Raw genomic sequence first — 17,746 nt, forward strand, 5'->3', positions numbered from 1 at the left:
ACCACGCGGTGGCCGCAGGACTCGACCACGCGCCGGATGTCCATGGCGGTCACCGGTTCGTCCTCGATGACGATCACATCAGTCGCCGATACGGCACGGAGGGCGGACCGTGCCACCTCGAGCTCGAACCCCGCCTCCTCGGCACCGATGCCGATCACCAGGGCGACCTCGGCCAGGCTCAGGTTCTCGAGTGCGGTGAGGAGGAGCAGCTGCCTCTGACGCGCGGAGAGGTTCGTCGTGTCGCGCGGTGTCGGCGCGGCCCGCGTGACCGCGGCGTAGAGCGCCAGCTGGGGCGCCATGTCCGGCAGGTCTGCGCCCAGCACCGCGGCGACGAGTGCGTCGCCCTCCGCCTGCGTCCCTGTCAGGGCGCGGGCGTAGCGCCGCGCGAAGGGCACGGCATGCATGAGGTCCCGCTGTCCTGAATTCTTCACTCTGTCGCCTCCGGTGAGTTCGCGCCTATGGTTGGTGACGCAGATCGAATGTGGCGCCACTTCGCATGCCGCGCGTGCCGTCCGAGTTCCGCAAAGCCCTGGCCGCACTGCTGCCGCAGCTGCGCGCCTTCGCGCGTTTCCTGATCCGGGATCCGGCGCGTGCGGACGACCTCGTGCAGGACGCCATCCTGCGGGCCATGACGGAGGAGCAACGCTGGGAACCCGGCACGAATCTTCGCGCCTGGGTGTTCCGCATTCTCCGCAACGGCTTCCTCATGCAGCTGCGCAGGGGCGGGGCGGAGCAGCGCGCACTGGAACGGTTCGACGCGCGCGCTTCCTCGGCACCGGCGCAACTGGCCACGGCTGAGCTGCATGAACTCGACCGCGCTCTCGACGACCTGCCCATGGCGCAGAGGGAATCCCTCACGCTGGTCGCCGCCCTGGGCTTCTCGATCGAGGAAGCGGCCGCGATCTGCGGTGTTCCGCCCGGCACGGTGAAGGCGCGCGTCTCCCGCGCCCGCGCGGTCCTCGCGCAGCGCTTCGCCGACAAGACGTGATAGGTGAACGCGATCGCGGATCAGGTGGATTTGCATCCAACGGTAATGCGCGAAGCCATCACAAGGTTGCATCGCCCGGTCACGCTTGTGCCCCGCGCCGGCGCGCAGGATCCGATGCAACCGTTTCGGGGGCTCGTGCATTGGACTTGCATGCCCCTCGACACCCGTGCGCGCGCCCTGGCGCGGAGCCCCCCAACCCTCATCGCAGGAGAAGTCCGGCGATCCTTCGCCGATGATCTTGTGGCGTTACTGCCGCGCCTCAGGATTCAGGCCCTGGCCCTGACCCGCAACCATTCCGACGTCGACGATCTGGTGCAGGCGGCGGTCACCAGCGCCCTTGCCGCGAAGGCAAGCTTCACCCCCGGTACGAACTTCGGCGCCTGGATGTACCGCATCCTGCGCAACCGGTTCCTGTCCGATCGCCGTGGCACGCACGATACAGTAGGCCTGGACGACGCCACCGCGGATGCCCTGCAGCGGCCCGCGAGCCAGGAGCACGACATCGCGCTCGAGGAACTGCACGCGCATCTCGCCCGGCTGTCGCCGGACCAGCGCACCGCGCTGATCATGGTGTCGGTGCAGGGCCTCAGCTACCAGGACGTGGCCGATGCCATGGGCTGTGCGGTCGGCACCGCGAAATGCCGTGTCTTTCGTGCGCGGCGGCAGCTCGAGCTGTGGCTGCTTGGCACGGACGGCGCACGGCGCAGCAAGCCTGCACCGGTTTCGGCTGGCGTCAGGCGCGGCACGACGGATAGTCTGCCGCAGGTCGCCAACGGCCCGCGTTCCGCCGCAGCGTAGGACCTGATGGACCAGAGCGAAGACCCGAATCAGGATGTCGCGGCGCGGATGCCGAACGCTGTGCTCCGTGGGCGAGCGTATCATCGCGCGATGCCGGACACGGCCTTCGATATCTGGCTGCGGCGCGGCCTTCGCACGATGTACGACGAGGTCGCGCGCGAGCCCATCCCGGACGATCTGCTCCGGCTGATCGAGGCGGATCGGGAGAAGTGACGGCGGGTGGCGCCGCAAGGGCCGCCCGCTTGCCAGAGTTCCGACGTCTGATGACCGGCCTGCGCCGACGGCTCCTGCTCATCCTTCTCGTACCCTTCGTTGGGATCTACGGAGCGATCGCCTGGAGGGACTATGCGCGCGAAGTGGCCGCGGACCGGACGGCCGCCCTCGTGCTGCACCAGGCGACTGCCGCGCACGCCAGCGCCGAGATGGACGTCGTCGAGGAGATGCTGCTCGCCGTCGCAGGGCGCACGGAACTGTTGGCGATGACGCCAGAGGCCTGCGATGCGGCCCTGCGCGCGGCGCATGACCTGTTCGGACAGCGCTATGCGGATGTCTGGATCCTCGATGGCGACGGGCGGCTGCTCTGCAGCGCAGCGCCAGTTCAGCACGGGATCGATCCTCACGATCTGCCGGTTCTTCGCGACGTCCAGGCCATCCGTCCGCACACCGTGAGCTGGTTCAGCATTGGGCTCCTATCCGGCCGTCCCGTGCTTCGGGCTGCCACGCCGGTCCTCGCGCCCGATGGCGGCCTGCGCGCGGTGGTCGGCGCCTCAGTCGTCCTGGACCAGGTCTTCAGGCCACAACACGCGGCATCGATCACTGGCGCACAGCACAGCTGGCTGATCGACCGGACCGGCACCGCGGTGAGCGTGACCGGGGGGGCGGCGGCCGCCCTGCCGGACGTCGGCACCCTGGAACGGATGCTCTATGGTGGGGTCCGGACAGCCGAGGGCAATGCGCGGTCGGGCGAGCCTTATGCCTCGACGGTCGCTGTCCTGCGTCCAGATTTGCTGCTGTTGGCCGGCGTGCCGATGGACGGTCTCCGCCCCGCGGCGCGCGCGGCACTGCGGGTCCGATGGATCGAACTCGGCGGCGTCATGATCGGTTGTCTGATCGTGGTGCTGATCGGACTCGAGATCGGCGTCGTCAGGCCGTTGTGTCGCCTCGCCGCGCGGGTCCGCGCCTGGTCGCCGGGACAACCGTTCGCGGCGACTGGCGACGGCCACAGATTGCCGGAGGTGAGGGAGATCGACACCGCCATGCTGGCGGCGAGCGATGCGATCATCGCCAGGGAAGCGGCACTGCGGGATGCACGGTGGCAGCATGACCTTGCGATGGAGGCCGTGAACCATCGGGTTCACAACAACCTCCAGATCGTCGCCTCGCTGTTAAGCATGCAGGCCAATGGCCGTGTTCAGCCGGAGGTGCGGACGGAACTCATCGTCGTGCGGGACAGGGTGCGGGCGCTTGCGGCGCTCTATCGGCACCTGTCCCGGGCTTTGGATCCGAGGGGCATCACGCTCGGCCCGTACATCGAGGAGTTGTGCCGGCAACTCGCGCCGATCGTCTGCGTCGCGTCGAACGCTGATGTGGCGACGGCGATCGAGATCGACGACATGGACCTGAGGGCCGATCAGACCGGTTCGCTCGTCCTTCTGATCACCGAGGCCGTGACCAATGCCCTGCAGCACGCGTTTCCTGCGGGGAGGCCCGGGACGATCACGGTCTCCCTGAAGCAGCAGCGCGAAGGCGCGCAGCTTGTTGTTGCCGACAACGGCGTGGGTCTGCCGAAGGAAATGGAGTGTCGAAAGTCTCTCGGGCTGAAGCTTATCCGGGCTTTCGCAGAGGACCTCGGCGGCGCCGCCCAAATCTCTAGCGATCATGGTACGCTGATCAGCGTGCGGTTCGCAGTCAATCATAGTCCGGCCCGAAGGTAGGCCTTCCTCACGGAATGGGGCTCCGGCAGCATGACGTGGCTGCCGTTCGAAGTGATAGGGGCGCTAGCCGGCAGCGTATTGAACCAACGCTTGGAAACTAGTCCGGCGATGAACTGTAGGGCAGGACTGCCGGTGAAGAGGCAGATCGCGCGAGACGAACTCCGTGCCCTGGTCGACCCGGATCGTCTTCGGATAGCCCAGCGCCGCGCAGGCTTGCTCCAGCGCCGCCACGACATTCTCGGCCCGATAGCTGACCGAGGATCGATCACTGGCGAGCAGCGGGAGCAGGTGTCCACCGCCGTCATGACCCTGCCCCCCCTGGATGTCCCCGCCCTGAGCTAGAGTCCGTCGAAGGGATGCTCCGAGCCCCAACGTTGGAGCGCCCGATGGTGGAGTTTTCGGGCCTTGTGCTCCGAGCCCCATCGTTGGAGCGCCCCATGGTGGAGTTTTCGGGCCTTGATCACGGTGACGGGCTGGTGATGCCACCGGGATTTTGCAACGAAATGGGCGGCTTCTGCCCGATCGCCCCATGCGGGCGATCCTCGTTGTAGTACTTGCGCCAAGCCTCCGACTTTTCCTGCGCATCGGCAAGCGTCAGGAACCAGTGCGCGTTCAGGCATTCCGCCCGGACGCGCCCGTTGAACGCTTCCGCGAAGGCATTGTCCGTCGGCTTGCCGGGTCGCGAGAAGTCGAGCGTCACCCCCTTCGCGTACGCCCACAGGTCCAGATCGCGCGAGACGAACTCCGTGCCCTGGTCGACCCGGATCGTCTTCGGATAGCCCAGCACGGCGCAGGCCTGCTCCAGCGCCGCCACGACATCCTCGGCCCGATAGCTGAACCGCGGATCGATCACCGGCGAGTAGCGCGAGAACGTGTCGACCACCGTAAGCACCCGGATCTTCCGCCCCGTCGCGAGCTGGTCGTGGATGAAGTCCATCGCCCAGGTCTCGTTCGCCTGGCTCGCTGCCCGGCGATCGTCGCGCAGCTTCGCCCTGACCCTTCGCTTGGGCGTCTTGTTCCGCAGTTGCAGGCCGAGTTCCCGGTAGATCCGGCATGTCCGCTTATAGTTCACGCGCCATCCCTCCCGCCGCAGCAGCACATGCACGCGCCGATAGCCGTAGCGCACGCGCGTCGCGCAGATCTCCCTGATGCGCCCTTCGAGGCCGGCCTGGTCGGGTCGACGTGAGCGGTAGTGGTGGGTCGACGTGTCCACCTCCAGAACCCGGCACGCGCGCCGGATCGACACGTCCCACTCCCGCCGCACCGCGTCGACAAGTTGGCGCTTGCGACCAGGCCTCAGATTTTTCGGCGGATGACGTCTTGCAGCATCTCGCGATCCAGCGACAGGTCCGCCACCAGCTTCCGCAACTTGCCGTTCTCGTCTTCCAGCTGCTTCAGCCGCCGCATCTCCGGCGGCGTCATCCCGTCGTACTTCTTCTTCCAATTGAAGTAGGTCGCCTGGCTGATACCCGCCTTGCGGCAGATCTCCGCCACCGGCATTCCCGCCGCACCCTGCTTCAGGATGAACGCCTTCTGGGCATCACTGAACTTCGAGGCCTTCATCGGCTCCGCTCCTCCCAGCCCAGGGAAAACCCGGCACCGAAAACTCTACCTCCAACCGATCCAGTTTTCCGGGCTCGGATCAACCGGCTACCGCGATCGCATCGTCCACATTGCGCAGAGGCCGGGCGAGGGCGGCCTGAGCCTCGGCATGGACAGCGCCACCATCCTGAAGCTCTCGGCGCGCGGCGCCGCGGCCGCTCAGCTCCTAGTGGACAGGTTCCATCCCAGGGGTCCGGCGGCGCGCCTTGTCGATTTCCCGATGGACTGGGACAATCATCCGTGGGTCCGCTACCGCACGCTGATGGCTGCTGTTGAGCGGCTGCTGTCCGGGATCCTACGCGGGGCGGGCGATCTGCCAGAGAGCCTGTCGAGCTATCGGTGGCCCTCCGAGGCCGCGGCAGAACGCGCCGCAAAGGCACATTCGGCTCTGATGGAACTGGCAGAGGCATTCGAGAAGGCCGCTCATGCGCAGGCATCCGCCACCGGCGATGCCCCAAGCCTGTTCGACCGCCTGACGCCCAATGGGGCGCGTTCTCCCCATGGCGGGAACAGCCCCCGCCCGAAGATGGGCCTGACCCTGCAGCCTATCGGGCGGGACCCGGCGCGCAGCCTGCCCTATCCGTGACTCGCTCTTGCGATGTGGCAGGACGTCACGCGACACCTGAGCTGACTCTGGGGGGGCGGCGCTCCGGCGCCATCACGCCAGGCGCGATGGCCCTGAACCCGGAAACTGATCCGCTGGGAGGCCAGACTTTTCGGGCACTTTGACCGAAGATGGACGGCGCCAAGAAGACGTTCCGCTTCACGGAGGAGCAGGTCCCGTTCGCGCTACTGCAGGCTCACACAACGTCGGCGCGTCGCCCGTCGCTAGGATAGAGCCGCTCGTAACGTCATCAGCGGCAGCCACACATCGCTAATCCCAGGGTGGCGCTACGGAAAACGCACCGCGATGACCTTCGCCAGTTGAACATCCTTGGCGGGAAATTTCCGCGGCTTGTCCTCCGCATCGCGGATCGCGACGACGCTATCGGCCGACACGAGCGTCCCGAGTGCCACGACACGCCGCTCCGCCAACGCCAACGCGGTGTCGCCCACACGCGGCGGCTGCAACATGTGGACGTAAGCCAGGTCGCCAGGCTGCAGGCGACCGCGGGTGCCGGTGATCCACAGGGCAATGTAGATCCCGCCATAGGCCGTGGATTTCAGGCCCGTGGTCCACTCCGCGGCCTGGGCCGGATCAATCACACCATCGTCGCGGAACACGGGCACGTCGCGCAGTTCCCCGCCGCTCCTCGCCCCGCCACCGGGCGCCTCGGTGTCGCCGACGATGCTGGCGAGGCTCGGCTCGCCCGGCGGACTCAGCGAATCCACCGGCATGTCCAGCGCCTTGGCCACTTGGATGCGGACCGCCAAGGGGAGTGACTTCGGCGCGCCCTTCCAGATGAACTGGTGGACGTAGCTCAGGTTCTTTCCGGCTGCCCGACTCAGATCCGCCAAGGTCACGCCCTTCGCGCGGGCCCGCTCGACCAGCCTGCGGCGAACCGGATCCAGGTCATCCTCTGACGTCACCTTGGCCATTTCGTTGGGTTCCAGCTGCCAGTTGTTAGGAAATTTCCTAGTTAATTTCGCGCATGTATGCAAGTGAGTTTGCGCGCTAGGTGAAAAGAGGATATTTCCTCGCTTGCATGGTATTGAGCCAAGGGCGCTTAGCGCCGTCCGCACCGCCGCCCGCCGACCCTCCGAGCGAGACCGCCGGCGATCGGGGCGATCGCTGCGTGTCAGACGCCCCTTCCAGCACGCTTCTCCTGGGCCTCGTCCGTGCCATCGCGCGGCAGGCGGCCGCGGATGCGTGGGTCAATGCCATGGCACTGCAACCCGAAGGATCGGAGATCCCAGCGTGATCGATTCCTATACCAATCCCAGCTGCGCCAGCGGGCGCCTCCTCTCCATCGGGAAGGTCGCAGAGTTGCTCGACCTCTCGATCAAGACGGTCCGCCGCATGATCAAGCGCGGGGAACTGCGCGTGCATCGCATCGGCCGCCAGATCCGGATCGCCGAGGACGATTTCACGGTGTTCCTCCGCCATCGCCGCCAGTAGCGCCGAGGCCTCCGCAATTCGGATCGCATGTCCGCCAAAGTCCAATTAATTCCTGAGTACTAATCCGTATCGTGACTGCGTCTTTCGCGAATTAAGGAACATTATACAGCAAACGCAGTCACGTTTTGGCGGTATGTACCGCCTTGTCCATGGGAGTCATTCTGTGAACATGTCTGTATCCTTGCATAAGGCCGCCTCGGCGGCCACGGTTCCTTCGATGGCTGACGTTCGGCAGCGCATCCTGGCGGACGAGGCGGTGCCGCCCGGCCGTCGTCGCGACATGGCCTCGGCCCTGATGTCGCTGGCCAAGGCAGTGGGCCGACCGGCGGAAGTGCTGCCCGCGGATCCCCAGGTGCTGCGCCCGCTGCTCGCGGGGCTGACCCCCGCCATGGTCGGGCAGAAGCCCGGCCGCTGGCGCAACATTCTGTCCCTGTCGAGCACCGCGCTCGCGCATGCCGGGATCGTCGCCATCCAGGGCCGCATCCGAGAGGAACCCTCGCCCGCCTGGGTCGCGATCCTCGACCTGCTGGCAGACGGTCAGCACCGGCACTTCAATCTCTGGCGGCTGGCGCGCTACGCCACCCAGCAGGGGATCGAGCCGGACGCGGTCGACGACGCCATGATCGAGCGCTACCGCCTCGATCTCGCGACGCGCAGCCTGGTGTCGGAGCCGGATCGCGCGGCGCGCGATGCGGCGCGCTACTGGAACATGGCGGTGGAGGCGTGCCCCGAATGGCCGCAGCAGCGCCTGTCCATCCCCGACAACCGCGATACCTACTCGCTGCCGTGGGATCGCTATCCGGACAGCCTGCTCCAGGAGGTGGAGGCGTGGGCGGCCAAGCTCTCCGATACCAGCCCGTTCGGGGATCGCGGCCTCAAACCGTTGCGGCTGACCTCGGTCAGCACGCGCCGATGCCAACTGCGCCTGTATCTGGGCGCCTTGGTGCAGAAGGGCATCGAGCCGAGCGCGATGGTGAACCTGGCCACGGTCGTCGCCCCCGCCATGGCGGCTCGTGGCTTACGCTACATTTGGGAGCGTGCCGGCGAGAAGTATTCCCACCACCTCTTTCAGATGGCCGGCATGGTGCAGATGATCGCGCGGCACTGGTGCAAGCTGCCGACGTCGGACGTTGACCAACTGGCGGAGATGGTGAAGCAGTGCCGTCCGGAGCGCGCCGGCATGTCCCTGCGCACCAAGGAGCGGGTGCGCGCGGTGGCGGAGAACCCCGAGCGTCTGCGGCAGCTCCTCCTGCTCCCCACCACCCTGATCGACGAGGCACGGGCGATGCCGCCGTGCGAGCAGACGGCGCAGCAGGTGCAGACCGCCATCGCCCTCGAAATCCTGCTGTTCGCGCCGATTCGGCTCCGCAACCTCCAGAATCTCCGGCTGGGCGTGCACTTGCTGCCGAGGCAGGCGAAGGGGTTCGACATCTCGATCCCCGCGTCGGAGACGAAGAACGGGGATCCCTACGATGCGGTGCTGCCGCCGGAGGTCGCGCGGCACATCACGCTCTACCTGGAACGCTACCGTGCATTCCTGATGCCTGCGCCCAGCGACTGGCTGTTCCCGGGCCAGGTGCTGGGCAAGGCCAAGACGGACGACGGCCTGCGCAGCCAGATCCGCAAGGCGATCGCGATCCGCTGCGGCCTCGTACTGACGCCGCACTGCTTTCGCGCGCTGGCCGGGTGGATGGTGCTGAAGAAGAATCCCGGTGCGCACGGGCTGGTGCAACGCCTCCTCGGGCACAAGTCGACCACCACGACGATGGCGTACTACACGGGCCTCGAGCAGGTGCTCGCGGTCCAGCACTATGACGAGATGCTGCGGGAGGAGCGCGAGAAGGCCGCAGCGTCGTTCGATCGCGCCGGCCGCCGCCGGAAGGCGCGCTGATGACCGGCACCGCAATTCGACCCCACGCCGCATTGCCGGTCGCGGCCTGGCCCGCGGCGGACCAAGCCGCCTGGCAAGCCGCGCACCGGCAGGGCGACTTCCTGGTCAAGGCCGGTCACGCCACGACGTGGCGTGCCGCCAGCCAGCGCTCCGCCGCGGGCGCCTACGGACGCTGGCTGGGCTGGCTCCAGTCCCGGGATGTCGCTCTATCGAACGAAGCTCCGTCAGACCGGTTCACCGAAGAACGCACGCGGGCCTATGTCGCGTTCCTGCAGCACGGGCGCTCCCCGGTCACCGTGGCGAGCTACCTGGGCCTGTTGTGCATGACCGTCGTCGCGCTGTTCCCCGACCGGGACTGGGCCTGGCTGCGCGGGACGCAGGCCCGTCTGGCCCGCCGGGCAAAGCCGGTGCGCGACAAGCGCTCTCGCTTGGTGCCGGTCGGCGGCTTGGAGCAGCTCGGCCTCGATCTCCTGGAGCGGAGCGGATCGGAGCTCGACAAGCCCCGCACCGGCGAAGCCGACCGGCGCCGTGTGCTGGCGGCCGCGCGGGACTATCGGGACGGACTCATGATCGCGCTGCTCGCATCGCGCGCGCCGCGGCTGAAGAACCTCCTCGGCATCGAGATCGGCGTTCAACTGCGGGACACCGCCGGCCTGGCGACGCTGCACTTCGCGGCGTCGGAGATGAAGGACAAGAAGGCCAGGACCATGAGCTGGCCGCGCAATCTGCTGGCAGGGCTGGAACGTTACCTGACGGTCGTGCGGCCGATGCTCATCGCGGCGACGGCCCCGATCGACCCGAAGCGCCCGGCACGGCCGGCCGGCGCCATGCTCTGGGTCGCCCAGGGCGGTACGCCGTTGACCGCAGGTGGCCTGCAGAAGGCACTGCGTCGTCACACCGCCCCCCGGTTCGGCCACGCGATCAACGCCCATCTGTTTCGCGATTGCGCCGCGACGACCTACGCGAACGAAAGGCCCGCCCATATCCGCGGCGCGAGTGCCCTGCTCGGCCACAGCCGCGCGAGCACGACGGCCCGCAACTACATTGCCGTCGATACGCGTCCCGCGGTGGCGCAGCACCAGGAAGTCATGCTCGCCTTGCAGCGGGCTGCACGTCGGCGCCGGCGGACCGAAAAGGAGTAGGGGACATGGCTCGCTGCGTCATCTACGCCCGCTATTCCTCGGACAACCAGCGCGAAGCGTCCATCGAGGATCAGCTGCGCATCTGCAACGTGCGCGCCGAGCGTGAGGGCTGGTCGGTGACGGCCACCTACACGGATGCGGCGATCTCGGGCGCGACGACGCAGCGGCCGGGCTATCAGGCGATGCTGGAGGTCCTGCGGAAGGGTCAGGCCGACATCGTCCTGGCGGAGAGCCTGGATCGGTTCTCCCGCGACCTCGAGCACGTCGCCGCGTTCCACAAGCTGTCGATCTTTGCCGGCGTGAAGATCGTCACCCTCGCCGAGGGCGAGATCTCTGAACTGCATGTCGGACTCAAGGGCACCATGGGGGCGCTGTACCTCAAGGACCTGGCGCAGAAGACCCACCGAGGTCTGGAGGGCCGTGCCCGTCAGGGGTTCGGGACCGGGCGGTTGGCCTATGGCTATCGGGCAATCCGTCAGTTCGGCCCGGACGGCGAGCCGGTGCGGGGGTTGCGCGAGGTCGATGAGGCCTGCGCCGTCGTCGTGCGGCGGATCTTTCGCGACTATGTCGGCGGCGCCAGCCCGCTGGCGATCGCCCGGGCGCTGAACGCCGAGGGCGTTCCGGGCCCCGATGGCCGGCCCTGGCATGACTGGACGATCCGTGGCCGGCCGGGGCGGGAGAACGGCCTGCTGCGCAATCCGCTCTATGTCGGCCTCCAGGTCTGGAACCGCACCACCCGCCGGCGTGATCCCGTTCGCGGTGGCTGGGTAAGGCGCGCCCATGCCAAGGAGGCCATGGTCGAGACGCCGGTGCCGGCCTTGCGGATCATCGATGATGAGCTGTGGCAGCAGGCCCAGCGGCGGCTGGCCGCCGAGGCGTCACCCGCCGATCAGAACCGCGGCAATACCTTCTGGGACCGGCGACGGCCAAAGCACCTGCTGAGCGGCAAGGTATTCTGCGGCTGCTGTGGGAGGGCGTTCTCGGCGGTCGGGCAGGACTATCTGGCCTGTCTGGCGGCCCGCAACCGGCAGGGCTGTCCCAACCGACGGACGGTCCGGCGGTCAACGCTCGAGGCGCGGGTCCTGGACGCGCTCGGCCGGCGTCTCATGCGGCCTGATCTGGTCGAGGCGTTCTGCAAGGCATTCATCGCGGAATGGAACCGCCTGTCGGCGGAAGCCTCATCGGGGGCCGAAATGCGCCGGCGGGAACTCCAGGCCGTCGAACGCAAGATTGAGAACCTGGTCGAGGCGATCTCCGACGGCCTCAAGGCCGCCGGTGTGCAGAAGAAGCTGTCGGATCTGGAAGCGCGTCGGGACGAGTTGGCGGCAGCGCTCTCGACGGGGCCGGCGTCTCCGCCCGCCCTACTGCCGAACCTCGCGCAGGTCTACGCCGCGAAGGTCGCCCAGCTGCAGTCAGGCCTGGAGGCCGGCAAGGGCCAGGAGGTACTGGAGGCCGCGCGGGCGCTGATCGACAAAATCATCATCACCCCCGGCGCCGGGCCGGACGACCCTCCTGGAATCGAGCTGATCGGGCACCTCATGGCCATGCTTCAGGCGGGCGGGGCCTTTGCATACGGAGCTGATGAGACCAGTCGCGGACTCATCAACGCCGTATCCAGCGGTTCGGCAAAGGGGGCTATGAGGGGGCGGCGCCCCTCCGCCGTCACGCAATGCGTAGCGCCATCCGCCGTTCCGCCACGCGCCGCCCCCATTGCTCCGCCGCGACCTCCTCGGTCACGCGGAACCCCGCCTGTTCATACAGATGCGTCGCCGCATCGAGCCCCGCGAGGGTCCAGAGGTAGACCTCCGGCACGCCCAGGCGACGCGCCTGGTCCACCGCCTCCGCAAGCCATCGCCGCCCCAGCCCCTGCCCGCGCAGCGCGGGGTCGAGGATGAACCAGCGCAGATGCGCCGAGCCCGGGTCCTCCCCGCAATCCAGCGCGATCGACCCGAGCACGCGGCTGTCGGCCGCGCAGCGGAACAGGTCGCGCGCCGGATCGAAGCGCAGCAGGAAATCGCCGAGCTCGCGGGCCACCTTGGCCTCGAAATACGCCCCGAAGCCGTGGCTCACGGCGTAGGTGCGGGCATGGAGCGCGGCGATGTCCCCGATCGCGCCGGGGATCCAGGCGCTGTGCAGCGTGATGTCCATGGCTGCCATCCTGGCACGGGCCTCGTCAGCCCGCGCGGGGTGCGGTAGAGCGCCCGGCGTGACCCCGACCCGCTTCTTCCTTGTCCGCCACGCCCTGGTGGAACCCTCGGCCCGCGCCGTGCTCTACGGCTCGATGGACGTTTCGCTTTGCGACCTCGCGCTCCGGCAGGAGGCGGCGTCCTATCGCTGGCTCGCGCATCGCCTGCCGCAACCGGCGCGCTGGTTCGTCACCAACCTGTCGCGCACGCGGGCGACCGCTGCGGCGATCTTCGCGGCCGGCTATCCGGAAGCGGAGCTCGACGCGGAATCGGACCTGGCCGAGCAGCACCTCGGCGAATGGCAGGGCATCCCGCACGAGGCGCTGCCCGCCCTGCTGCGCCACCCGCCGCACCCCTTCTGGCCGCATGGCGGCGAGGAGCATCCGCCCGGGGGCGAATCCTTCCGCGAGGTCCAGGCCCGCGTCGCCGCGGTAATGGAACGGATGGCGACGCTGCTCGAAGGCCAGGACGTGGTGATCGTCGCGCATGGCGGGTCGATCCGCGCCGCGCTGGCCCATGCGATGGGGCTGACGCCGGACCAGGCGCTGGTGTTCAGCATCAAGAACCTCTCGCTGACCCGCATCGAGAAGCACGGCCGCGACTGGCGCGTCGCCGCGGTGAACGAGGAACCCTGGACCCCGCCGCCCGTCGAGGGCTGACGCGTCCAGGGCGGCGGCACGCGCCTCGCCGCGCGACTCCGGGGCCGGCGCGGCGTCCGAGGGCACAAGACAATCCGGCCCGCGGGGCCGAGGCCGCGACTGCGACCCGCCGCGAGTGCGGCGAAGCCAAGGACCGCGGATGCGGTCCGCCCGGCGTCCGAGGACACAACACAACACCGCCCGCCCGGCGCTTGAGGGCGCGGCACCACCACCGCCCGCGGCCCCCGACACCCCCCTCCTCACGCTTTCGCCATCGCGAAACCTTTGTGTTGCCCGAGAAGCACGGTTAGAAGGACGGACATTCAAAGGCTTGGGAGGTTCGCTTCATGCGCCGTCTCGCCCTTTTCGCCCTTGCGCTCTGCGCCTTGGCCCTTGGCGGACGGGACGCCCGCGCCCAGTCGGAGGAGCAGACGCTCGTCGACCGGGCCGCGCTGTCCCTGCGGGAAGTCTTCGACATCGGGGATATGAGCGCCGATGCGCGCTCGCTGCTCGGCCGCGCGCGGGCGGCGGTGATCTGCCCGCAGGTCATCCGCGGCGGCTTCGTCATCGCGGGGCAGGGGGGCGATTGCGTGCTGGTGGCGCGCGACGGCAGCGGATCCTGGTCCTCGCCCGCCTTCTACACCATGGGCGGCGCCTCGGTCGGGCTGCAGATCGGCGTTCAGGACGCGCAGGTCGTCATGCTGATCATGAACGACAAGGCGCTGGACGCGGTGCTCGACAGCCAGTTCCGGGTCGGCGCGGACGCCAATGTCGCGCTCGGCACGCTCGGGCGCGGGATCGCGGGGTCGACGACGGCGGCGGTGGGCGGCGACATCGTCACCATCGCCCGCGCGCGGGGGCTCTTCGCGGGCATCTCGCTCGACGGCGCGATCCTGTCCGCGCGCAGCCAGTACATGCGGAACTACTTCGGCCGCGACATCTCGCCGCGCCAGGTCGTGGTGGGGATGGAGGCGCACAACCCGGCCTCCGACCCGCTGCGCGCGGAGCTGATGCGGATCGCGCAGGCTCCGGCGGCCAGCGCGGCGACGCCGGCCCCGGCGCCCCAGGGTTCGGCCGCGCCGCAGGCGGTGATCACGCCCGGCCCCGGTACGACCACGGGCCGCGTGCAGACCGAAAGCCTGTCGGCCCCGCCGCGCAGCGGCACGCGCTGATCGCAGCGTCATGCCGTGTCCCTGAACAAACGAAGCGGGGGAGGTTGCCCTCCCCCGCTCCCATCTCGGTAATGTGAAGGGCGGTCAGGCCGCCGCTTCGACGCTCCGCCGGCCCGTGAGGCGGCCGAGGTCGAGGGCGAAGGCGCCCGCGCCGAGGCCCGCCTGCACCAGCAGCAGCACGGTCCAGAAGGCGGGGAATTCCCAGCCGCCGCCGCGGGCGCTGAACACCCAGCCATTGGGCAGGTGCTGCAGGGTCGCGCCGATCATGATCGGCAGGGCCAGCAGGCTGACCGCCCGCACGCCGACGCCGAGGATGAGGGCGATGCCCGCGCCGATCTCGGCGGCGATCACGATGGCGCCGAAGAAGGGCGGGTAACCGAGCGAGCCGAAATAGCCCATCGTGCCGGTGATGCCGAAGGTGCCGAGCTTCAGCAGCGCGCCATGGGCAAGGAACAGCAGGCCCATGCTCACGCGCAGCAGGAAGGCCGCATAGGGGGTGGTGGTCCGGGTGTCGATCATCGTCGTGGATCCCATCTGGTGAAGGCCCGCGGCCTTCGATTGGCGGGGAACATGCCTCCGCAGGCCCCCCGGCTTCCAACGGGGCTTCCGAACGTCCATCATCACCGGCGCCAATGGCGGACCTTGCGACCCTCGACCTCAACCTGCTGCGCGTCTTCGACGCGGTGGCGCGCGAACGGCACGTCACGCGGGCCGCGCGGCGGCTGAACCTGTCCCAGCCGGCGGTGTCGAATGCACTCGCGCGATTGCGCGCGGCGCTGAACGACGAGTTGTTCCTCCGCCGGCCCGGCGGGGTCGAACCGACGGAACTCGCCCTGGCGCTGGCCGGCCCGGTCGCCGAGGTGCTCGACCGGCTGCGCGATACGCTCGCGGTCCATGCGCCCTTCGATCCCGCGACCTCGGACCGCGTCTTCCCCGTCGCCTTCAGCGAATATGCCGAGGCGGTGCTGGTGCCGCGCCTCGTGCAGCGCCTGGCGCGCGAAGCGCCGGCCTGCCTGCTGACGGTCCGCCATGCCGACCGCACCAACTGGCAGCAGCTGCTCGAACGCGGGGAGGCCGAGCTCGCCCTCGGCGTGCTGCCCGAGCCGCCGGCGATCTACACCCGCATCCGCCTGCTGCCCGAGGGCTTCAAGACGCTGATGCGCGAAGGCCATCCGCTCGCCGAGGGCGTGCTGACCGAGGATCGGCTGATCACCTTCCCGCACCTGCTGCATTCGCCGAACGGATCGCGCAACGGCGCGGTGGATGTGGCGCTCGCGACGCGGGGGAAGCAGCGGCGCCTCGGCGCGGTGGTGGCGCATCTCTCGGCGGTGCCGGAGATACTGCAGCGCACCGACATGGTGATGACGCTGTCCGCGCGGCTCGCGCTGGCGCTGGCCGAGGCGCACGGGCTCAAGGTGCGCGAGAGCCCCGTCGAGATCCGCCACACCCGCCTGTCGATGCTGTTCCACCGCCGCTTCGAGAGCGATGCCGGGCATGCCTGGCTGCGGCGCCTGATCCTCGCCGTGGCGCGCGAAGTCCCGGCGGTGGAGCAGGGAGAAGCGCCGCGCGGCGACGATGATTGAACGTGTTTGTACGAAGGCGTTGCCTTCGTGCCCCTCAGACGCCGGGCGCCGCGCGTCCGCGCGGCTTGGCTTCGCGGCACTTGCCGCGGGCCGCGTTCGCGGCCTCGGCTCTGCGGGCCGCAGGATGCAGTGGTGAACCCGATGCAGGACAGTTTCGACCACGTCATCGTCGGCGCCGGCAGCGCCGGCTGCGTGCTGGCCAACCGCCTCTCGGCCGATGGGCGGTCGACCGTCGCGGTGATCGAGGCCGGGGGCAAGGACCGCCACCCCTACATCCACATCCCCGCCGGCTATGCCCGCATCCTCAACCACCCGAAACTGACCTGGGGCTTCCGCACCGAACCGGATGCCGCGACGGGCAACCGCGCGCTGGATTACCCGCGCGGGCGCGTCTGGGGCGGGTCGTCCTCCATCAACGGGCTCGGCCATGTGCGCGGCGATCCGTCGGATTACGACCTCTGGGCGCAGAAGGGCTGCACGGGCTGGGGGTGGGACGACCTGCTGCCCTACTTCAAGCGCCACGAATCCTTCGCCGGCGGCGGGGAAGGGCGCGGCACGCAGGGGCCGCAGCCGGTCGAGCACTTGGCCGAACGCCCCGAGTTGCTCGACCGCTTCGCCGCGGCGGCGGAAGCGATCGGCCTGCCGGTGAATGCCGACATGAACGGTCCGCGGCGCGAAGGCTTCGCCACCTTCCAGCAGACGCGGCGCGGGCAGCGGCGGATCTCGGCGGCGCGCGCCTATCTCGTGCCGGCGCTGTCGCGGCCAAACCTGACGGTGATCGACGACTCCCTCGCGCTGCGCATCGTGGTCGAGGACGGCCGCGCCGCCGGCGTGCTGATCCGTCGCGGCGGGGAGGAACGCCTGGTCCGCGCCCGCTTCGGCGTGGTGCTGGCCGCCGGCGCGATCGGATCGCCCCACCTGCTGCTGCTCTCGGGCTTCGGCCCGGCGGAGGAGGTCGCGCGCCACGGCATCGCGCCGCTGATGGACATCCCCGGCGTCGGGCGGAACCTGCAGGACCACTACATCGTCCGGCTGACCTATCGCCTGACCGACCATCGCTGGTCGGCCAACCGCCGCATCGTCTGGCCGCGGCTGGGGCTCGAGGTGCTGCGCTGGATGACCACCGGCAAGGGCGTGCTGACCTGGTCGCCGGGGATGATGTCGCTGTTCGCGCGAACGGAACCGGGGCTCGAGGCGCCCGATGTCCAGATCAACGGCGGGCCGCTGTCCTGGCAGGACGGCCGCATCGGCGTGCCGGAGACCGAGCCCGGCTTCACCCTCGGCGTCTGGCAGTGCCGACCGCACAGCCGCGGGTCCGTCACGCTGAAATCCCCCCGCCCCGAGGACGCACCCGCGATCAACCCGCGCTTCCTGACCGAACGCGCGGACGAGGCCTGCGTCGTGCGCGGCCTGCGCCTGGCGCGCCGCTGGATGGCGGCCGCGCCGCTGCAGGGCGTCGTCGCGCACGAAGTCCGCCCCGGCCTGCAGGCCGAGAGCGACGAGGCGCTGCTCGCCGTCGCCAAGGCGACAGGCGGGACGGTCTATCACCCGTCCTGCACCGTGCGGATGGGGGCCGATGCGGCGGCGCCGCTCGATGCGCGGCTGCGCTTCCGCGGCATCGAGGGGCTGCGGGTGGCCGATGCCTCGGTCTTCCCGGACATCCCGGTGTGCAACATCAACGCGACGGTGCTGAGCGTCGCCGAGAAGGCCGCCGACCTGATCGCCGAGGACATGCGTCGCTGACGCAGGGCCG

General features: G+C 69.3%; 16 protein-coding genes and 3 pseudogenes. 13 read left to right on the forward strand and 6 right to left on the reverse strand.

What is annotated here, in order from left to right; all coding sequences use genetic code 11:
• Positions 1-431, reverse strand: a pseudogene (locus GWK15_RS22535) (response regulator); the annotation flags it as partial.
• A 65-nt stretch (positions 432-496) separates the two neighbouring features.
• Between GWK15_RS22535 and GWK15_RS22540 the strand changes: the two are divergent.
• From GWK15_RS22540 to GWK15_RS22555, 4 genes are read left to right on the forward strand one after another with little or no spacing between them, the layout of a single operon-like run.
• On the forward strand, positions 497-988 hold the full coding sequence (locus GWK15_RS22540; protein ID WP_168043661.1) for a sigma-70 family RNA polymerase sigma factor: 492 nt from the start codon (positions 497-499) through the stop codon (positions 986-988).
• Positions 989-991: 3 nt separating this feature from the next.
• A complete protein-coding gene (locus GWK15_RS22545; RefSeq protein ID WP_338147316.1) occupies positions 992-1,786 on the forward strand; it encodes a sigma-70 family RNA polymerase sigma factor in 795 nt (264 codons plus the stop codon).
• Positions 1,787-1,792: 6 nt separating this feature from the next.
• Positions 1,793-1,999 carry a NepR family anti-sigma factor gene (locus tag GWK15_RS22550; protein ID WP_209442370.1) on the forward strand — a complete coding sequence of 69 codons (207 nt, stop codon included), beginning with the start codon at positions 1,793-1,795 and terminating at the stop codon, positions 1,997-1,999.
• Positions 2,000-2,049: 50 nt separating this feature from the next.
• The gene (locus tag GWK15_RS22555) at positions 2,050-3,720 is read left to right on the forward strand and encodes a sensor histidine kinase (RefSeq protein WP_168043662.1); all 1,671 of its coding nucleotides are present in this window, start codon (positions 2,050-2,052) and stop codon (positions 3,718-3,720) included.
• Between the two features lie 135 nt (positions 3,721-3,855).
• Here GWK15_RS22555 and GWK15_RS22560 read toward each other — a convergent pair.
• Together GWK15_RS22560 and GWK15_RS22565 are read right to left on the reverse strand one after the other, a co-directional pair.
• Positions 3,856-4,031, reverse strand: a pseudogene (locus GWK15_RS22560) (integrase catalytic domain-containing protein); the annotation flags it as partial.
• Between the two features lie 149 nt (positions 4,032-4,180).
• Positions 4,181-5,283, reverse strand: a protein-coding gene (locus tag GWK15_RS22565) for an IS3 family transposase (protein WP_168043663.1) whose coding sequence is annotated in 2 segments (ribosomal slippage) — positions 4,181-5,022 and positions 5,022-5,283 — 1,104 coding nt in all. Because the reading frame shifts where the segments join, the coding sequence is not laid out codon by codon here.
• On the opposite strand from GWK15_RS22565, the gene GWK15_RS22570 reads away from it, so the two are divergent.
• The gene (locus GWK15_RS22570) at positions 5,243-5,908 is read left to right on the forward strand and encodes a hypothetical protein (RefSeq protein ID WP_168043664.1); all 666 of its coding nucleotides are present in this window, start codon (positions 5,243-5,245) and stop codon (positions 5,906-5,908) included. The two genes, GWK15_RS22565 and GWK15_RS22570, sit on opposite strands and share 41 nt — an antisense overlap.
• Positions 5,909-6,213: 305 nt before the next feature.
• On the opposite strand, the gene GWK15_RS22575 is transcribed toward GWK15_RS22570, so the two are convergent.
• Positions 6,214-6,861, reverse strand: a complete 648-nt coding sequence (locus GWK15_RS22575) for a hypothetical protein (protein WP_168043665.1) — start codon at positions 6,859-6,861, stop codon at positions 6,214-6,216.
• A gap of 319 nt (positions 6,862-7,180) precedes the next feature.
• Between GWK15_RS22575 and GWK15_RS26640 the strand changes: the two genes are divergently transcribed.
• The 4 genes and pseudogenes from GWK15_RS26640 to GWK15_RS26135 all read left to right on the forward strand — a co-directional run.
• On the forward strand, positions 7,181-7,381 hold the full coding sequence (locus GWK15_RS26640) for a helix-turn-helix domain-containing protein (protein ID WP_168043666.1): 201 nt from the start codon (positions 7,181-7,183) through the stop codon (positions 7,379-7,381).
• 217 nt (positions 7,382-7,598) lie between these two features.
• Positions 7,599-9,272 carry a site-specific integrase gene (locus GWK15_RS22585; RefSeq protein ID WP_168043667.1) on the forward strand — a complete coding sequence of 558 codons (1,674 nt, stop codon included), beginning with the start codon at positions 7,599-7,601 and terminating at the stop codon, positions 9,270-9,272.
• Positions 9,272-10,414 carry a site-specific integrase gene (locus GWK15_RS22590; protein ID WP_168043668.1) on the forward strand — a complete coding sequence of 381 codons (1,143 nt, stop codon included), beginning with the start codon at positions 9,272-9,274 and terminating at the stop codon, positions 10,412-10,414. Before GWK15_RS22585 ends, GWK15_RS22590 begins: the two co-directional genes overlap by 1 nt.
• A 5-nt stretch (positions 10,415-10,419) precedes the next feature.
• A pseudogene (locus GWK15_RS26135) lies at positions 10,420-11,496 on the forward strand (recombinase family protein); the annotation flags it as partial.
• A gap of 580 nt (positions 11,497-12,076) precedes the next feature.
• On the opposite strand, the gene GWK15_RS26140 reads toward GWK15_RS26135, so the two are convergent.
• Complete coding sequence (locus tag GWK15_RS26140) at positions 12,077-12,562, reverse strand: GNAT family N-acetyltransferase (RefSeq protein WP_245211842.1); 486 nt, start codon at positions 12,560-12,562, stop codon at positions 12,077-12,079.
• Between the two features lie 58 nt (positions 12,563-12,620).
• Between GWK15_RS26140 and GWK15_RS22600 the strand changes: the two genes are divergently transcribed.
• Positions 12,621-13,259: a histidine phosphatase family protein gene (locus tag GWK15_RS22600; protein ID WP_168043670.1), complete on the forward strand. Its 639-nt coding sequence runs from the start codon at positions 12,621-12,623 to the stop codon at positions 13,257-13,259.
• A gap of 326 nt (positions 13,260-13,585) precedes the next feature.
• Positions 13,586-14,410 (forward strand): lipid-binding SYLF domain-containing protein, encoded by an 825-nt coding sequence (locus tag GWK15_RS22605; RefSeq protein ID WP_168043671.1) that lies wholly within the window; start codon positions 13,586-13,588, stop codon positions 14,408-14,410.
• Positions 14,411-14,494: 84 nt separating this feature from the next.
• Here the strand turns inward: GWK15_RS22605 and GWK15_RS22610 are convergent, their stop codons facing one another.
• Complete coding sequence (locus GWK15_RS22610; RefSeq protein WP_168043672.1) at positions 14,495-14,929, reverse strand: DoxX family protein; 435 nt, start codon at positions 14,927-14,929, stop codon at positions 14,495-14,497.
• 113 nt (positions 14,930-15,042) lie between these two features.
• Between GWK15_RS22610 and GWK15_RS22615 the strand changes: the two genes are divergently transcribed.
• Together GWK15_RS22615 and GWK15_RS22620 are read left to right on the forward strand one after the other, a co-directional pair.
• Complete coding sequence (locus GWK15_RS22615) at positions 15,043-15,993, forward strand: LysR family transcriptional regulator (RefSeq protein ID WP_168043673.1); 951 nt, start codon at positions 15,043-15,045, stop codon at positions 15,991-15,993.
• Positions 15,994-16,134: 141 nt separating this feature from the next.
• Complete coding sequence (locus GWK15_RS22620; protein WP_245211848.1) at positions 16,135-17,736, forward strand: GMC family oxidoreductase; 1,602 nt, start codon at positions 16,135-16,137, stop codon at positions 17,734-17,736.
• Positions 17,737-17,746 lie beyond the last annotated feature (10 nt).

Source organism: Neoroseomonas oryzicola (genome assembly GCF_012163135.1).
Lineage (GTDB): Bacteria > Pseudomonadota > Alphaproteobacteria > Acetobacterales > Acetobacteraceae > Neoroseomonas > Neoroseomonas oryzicola.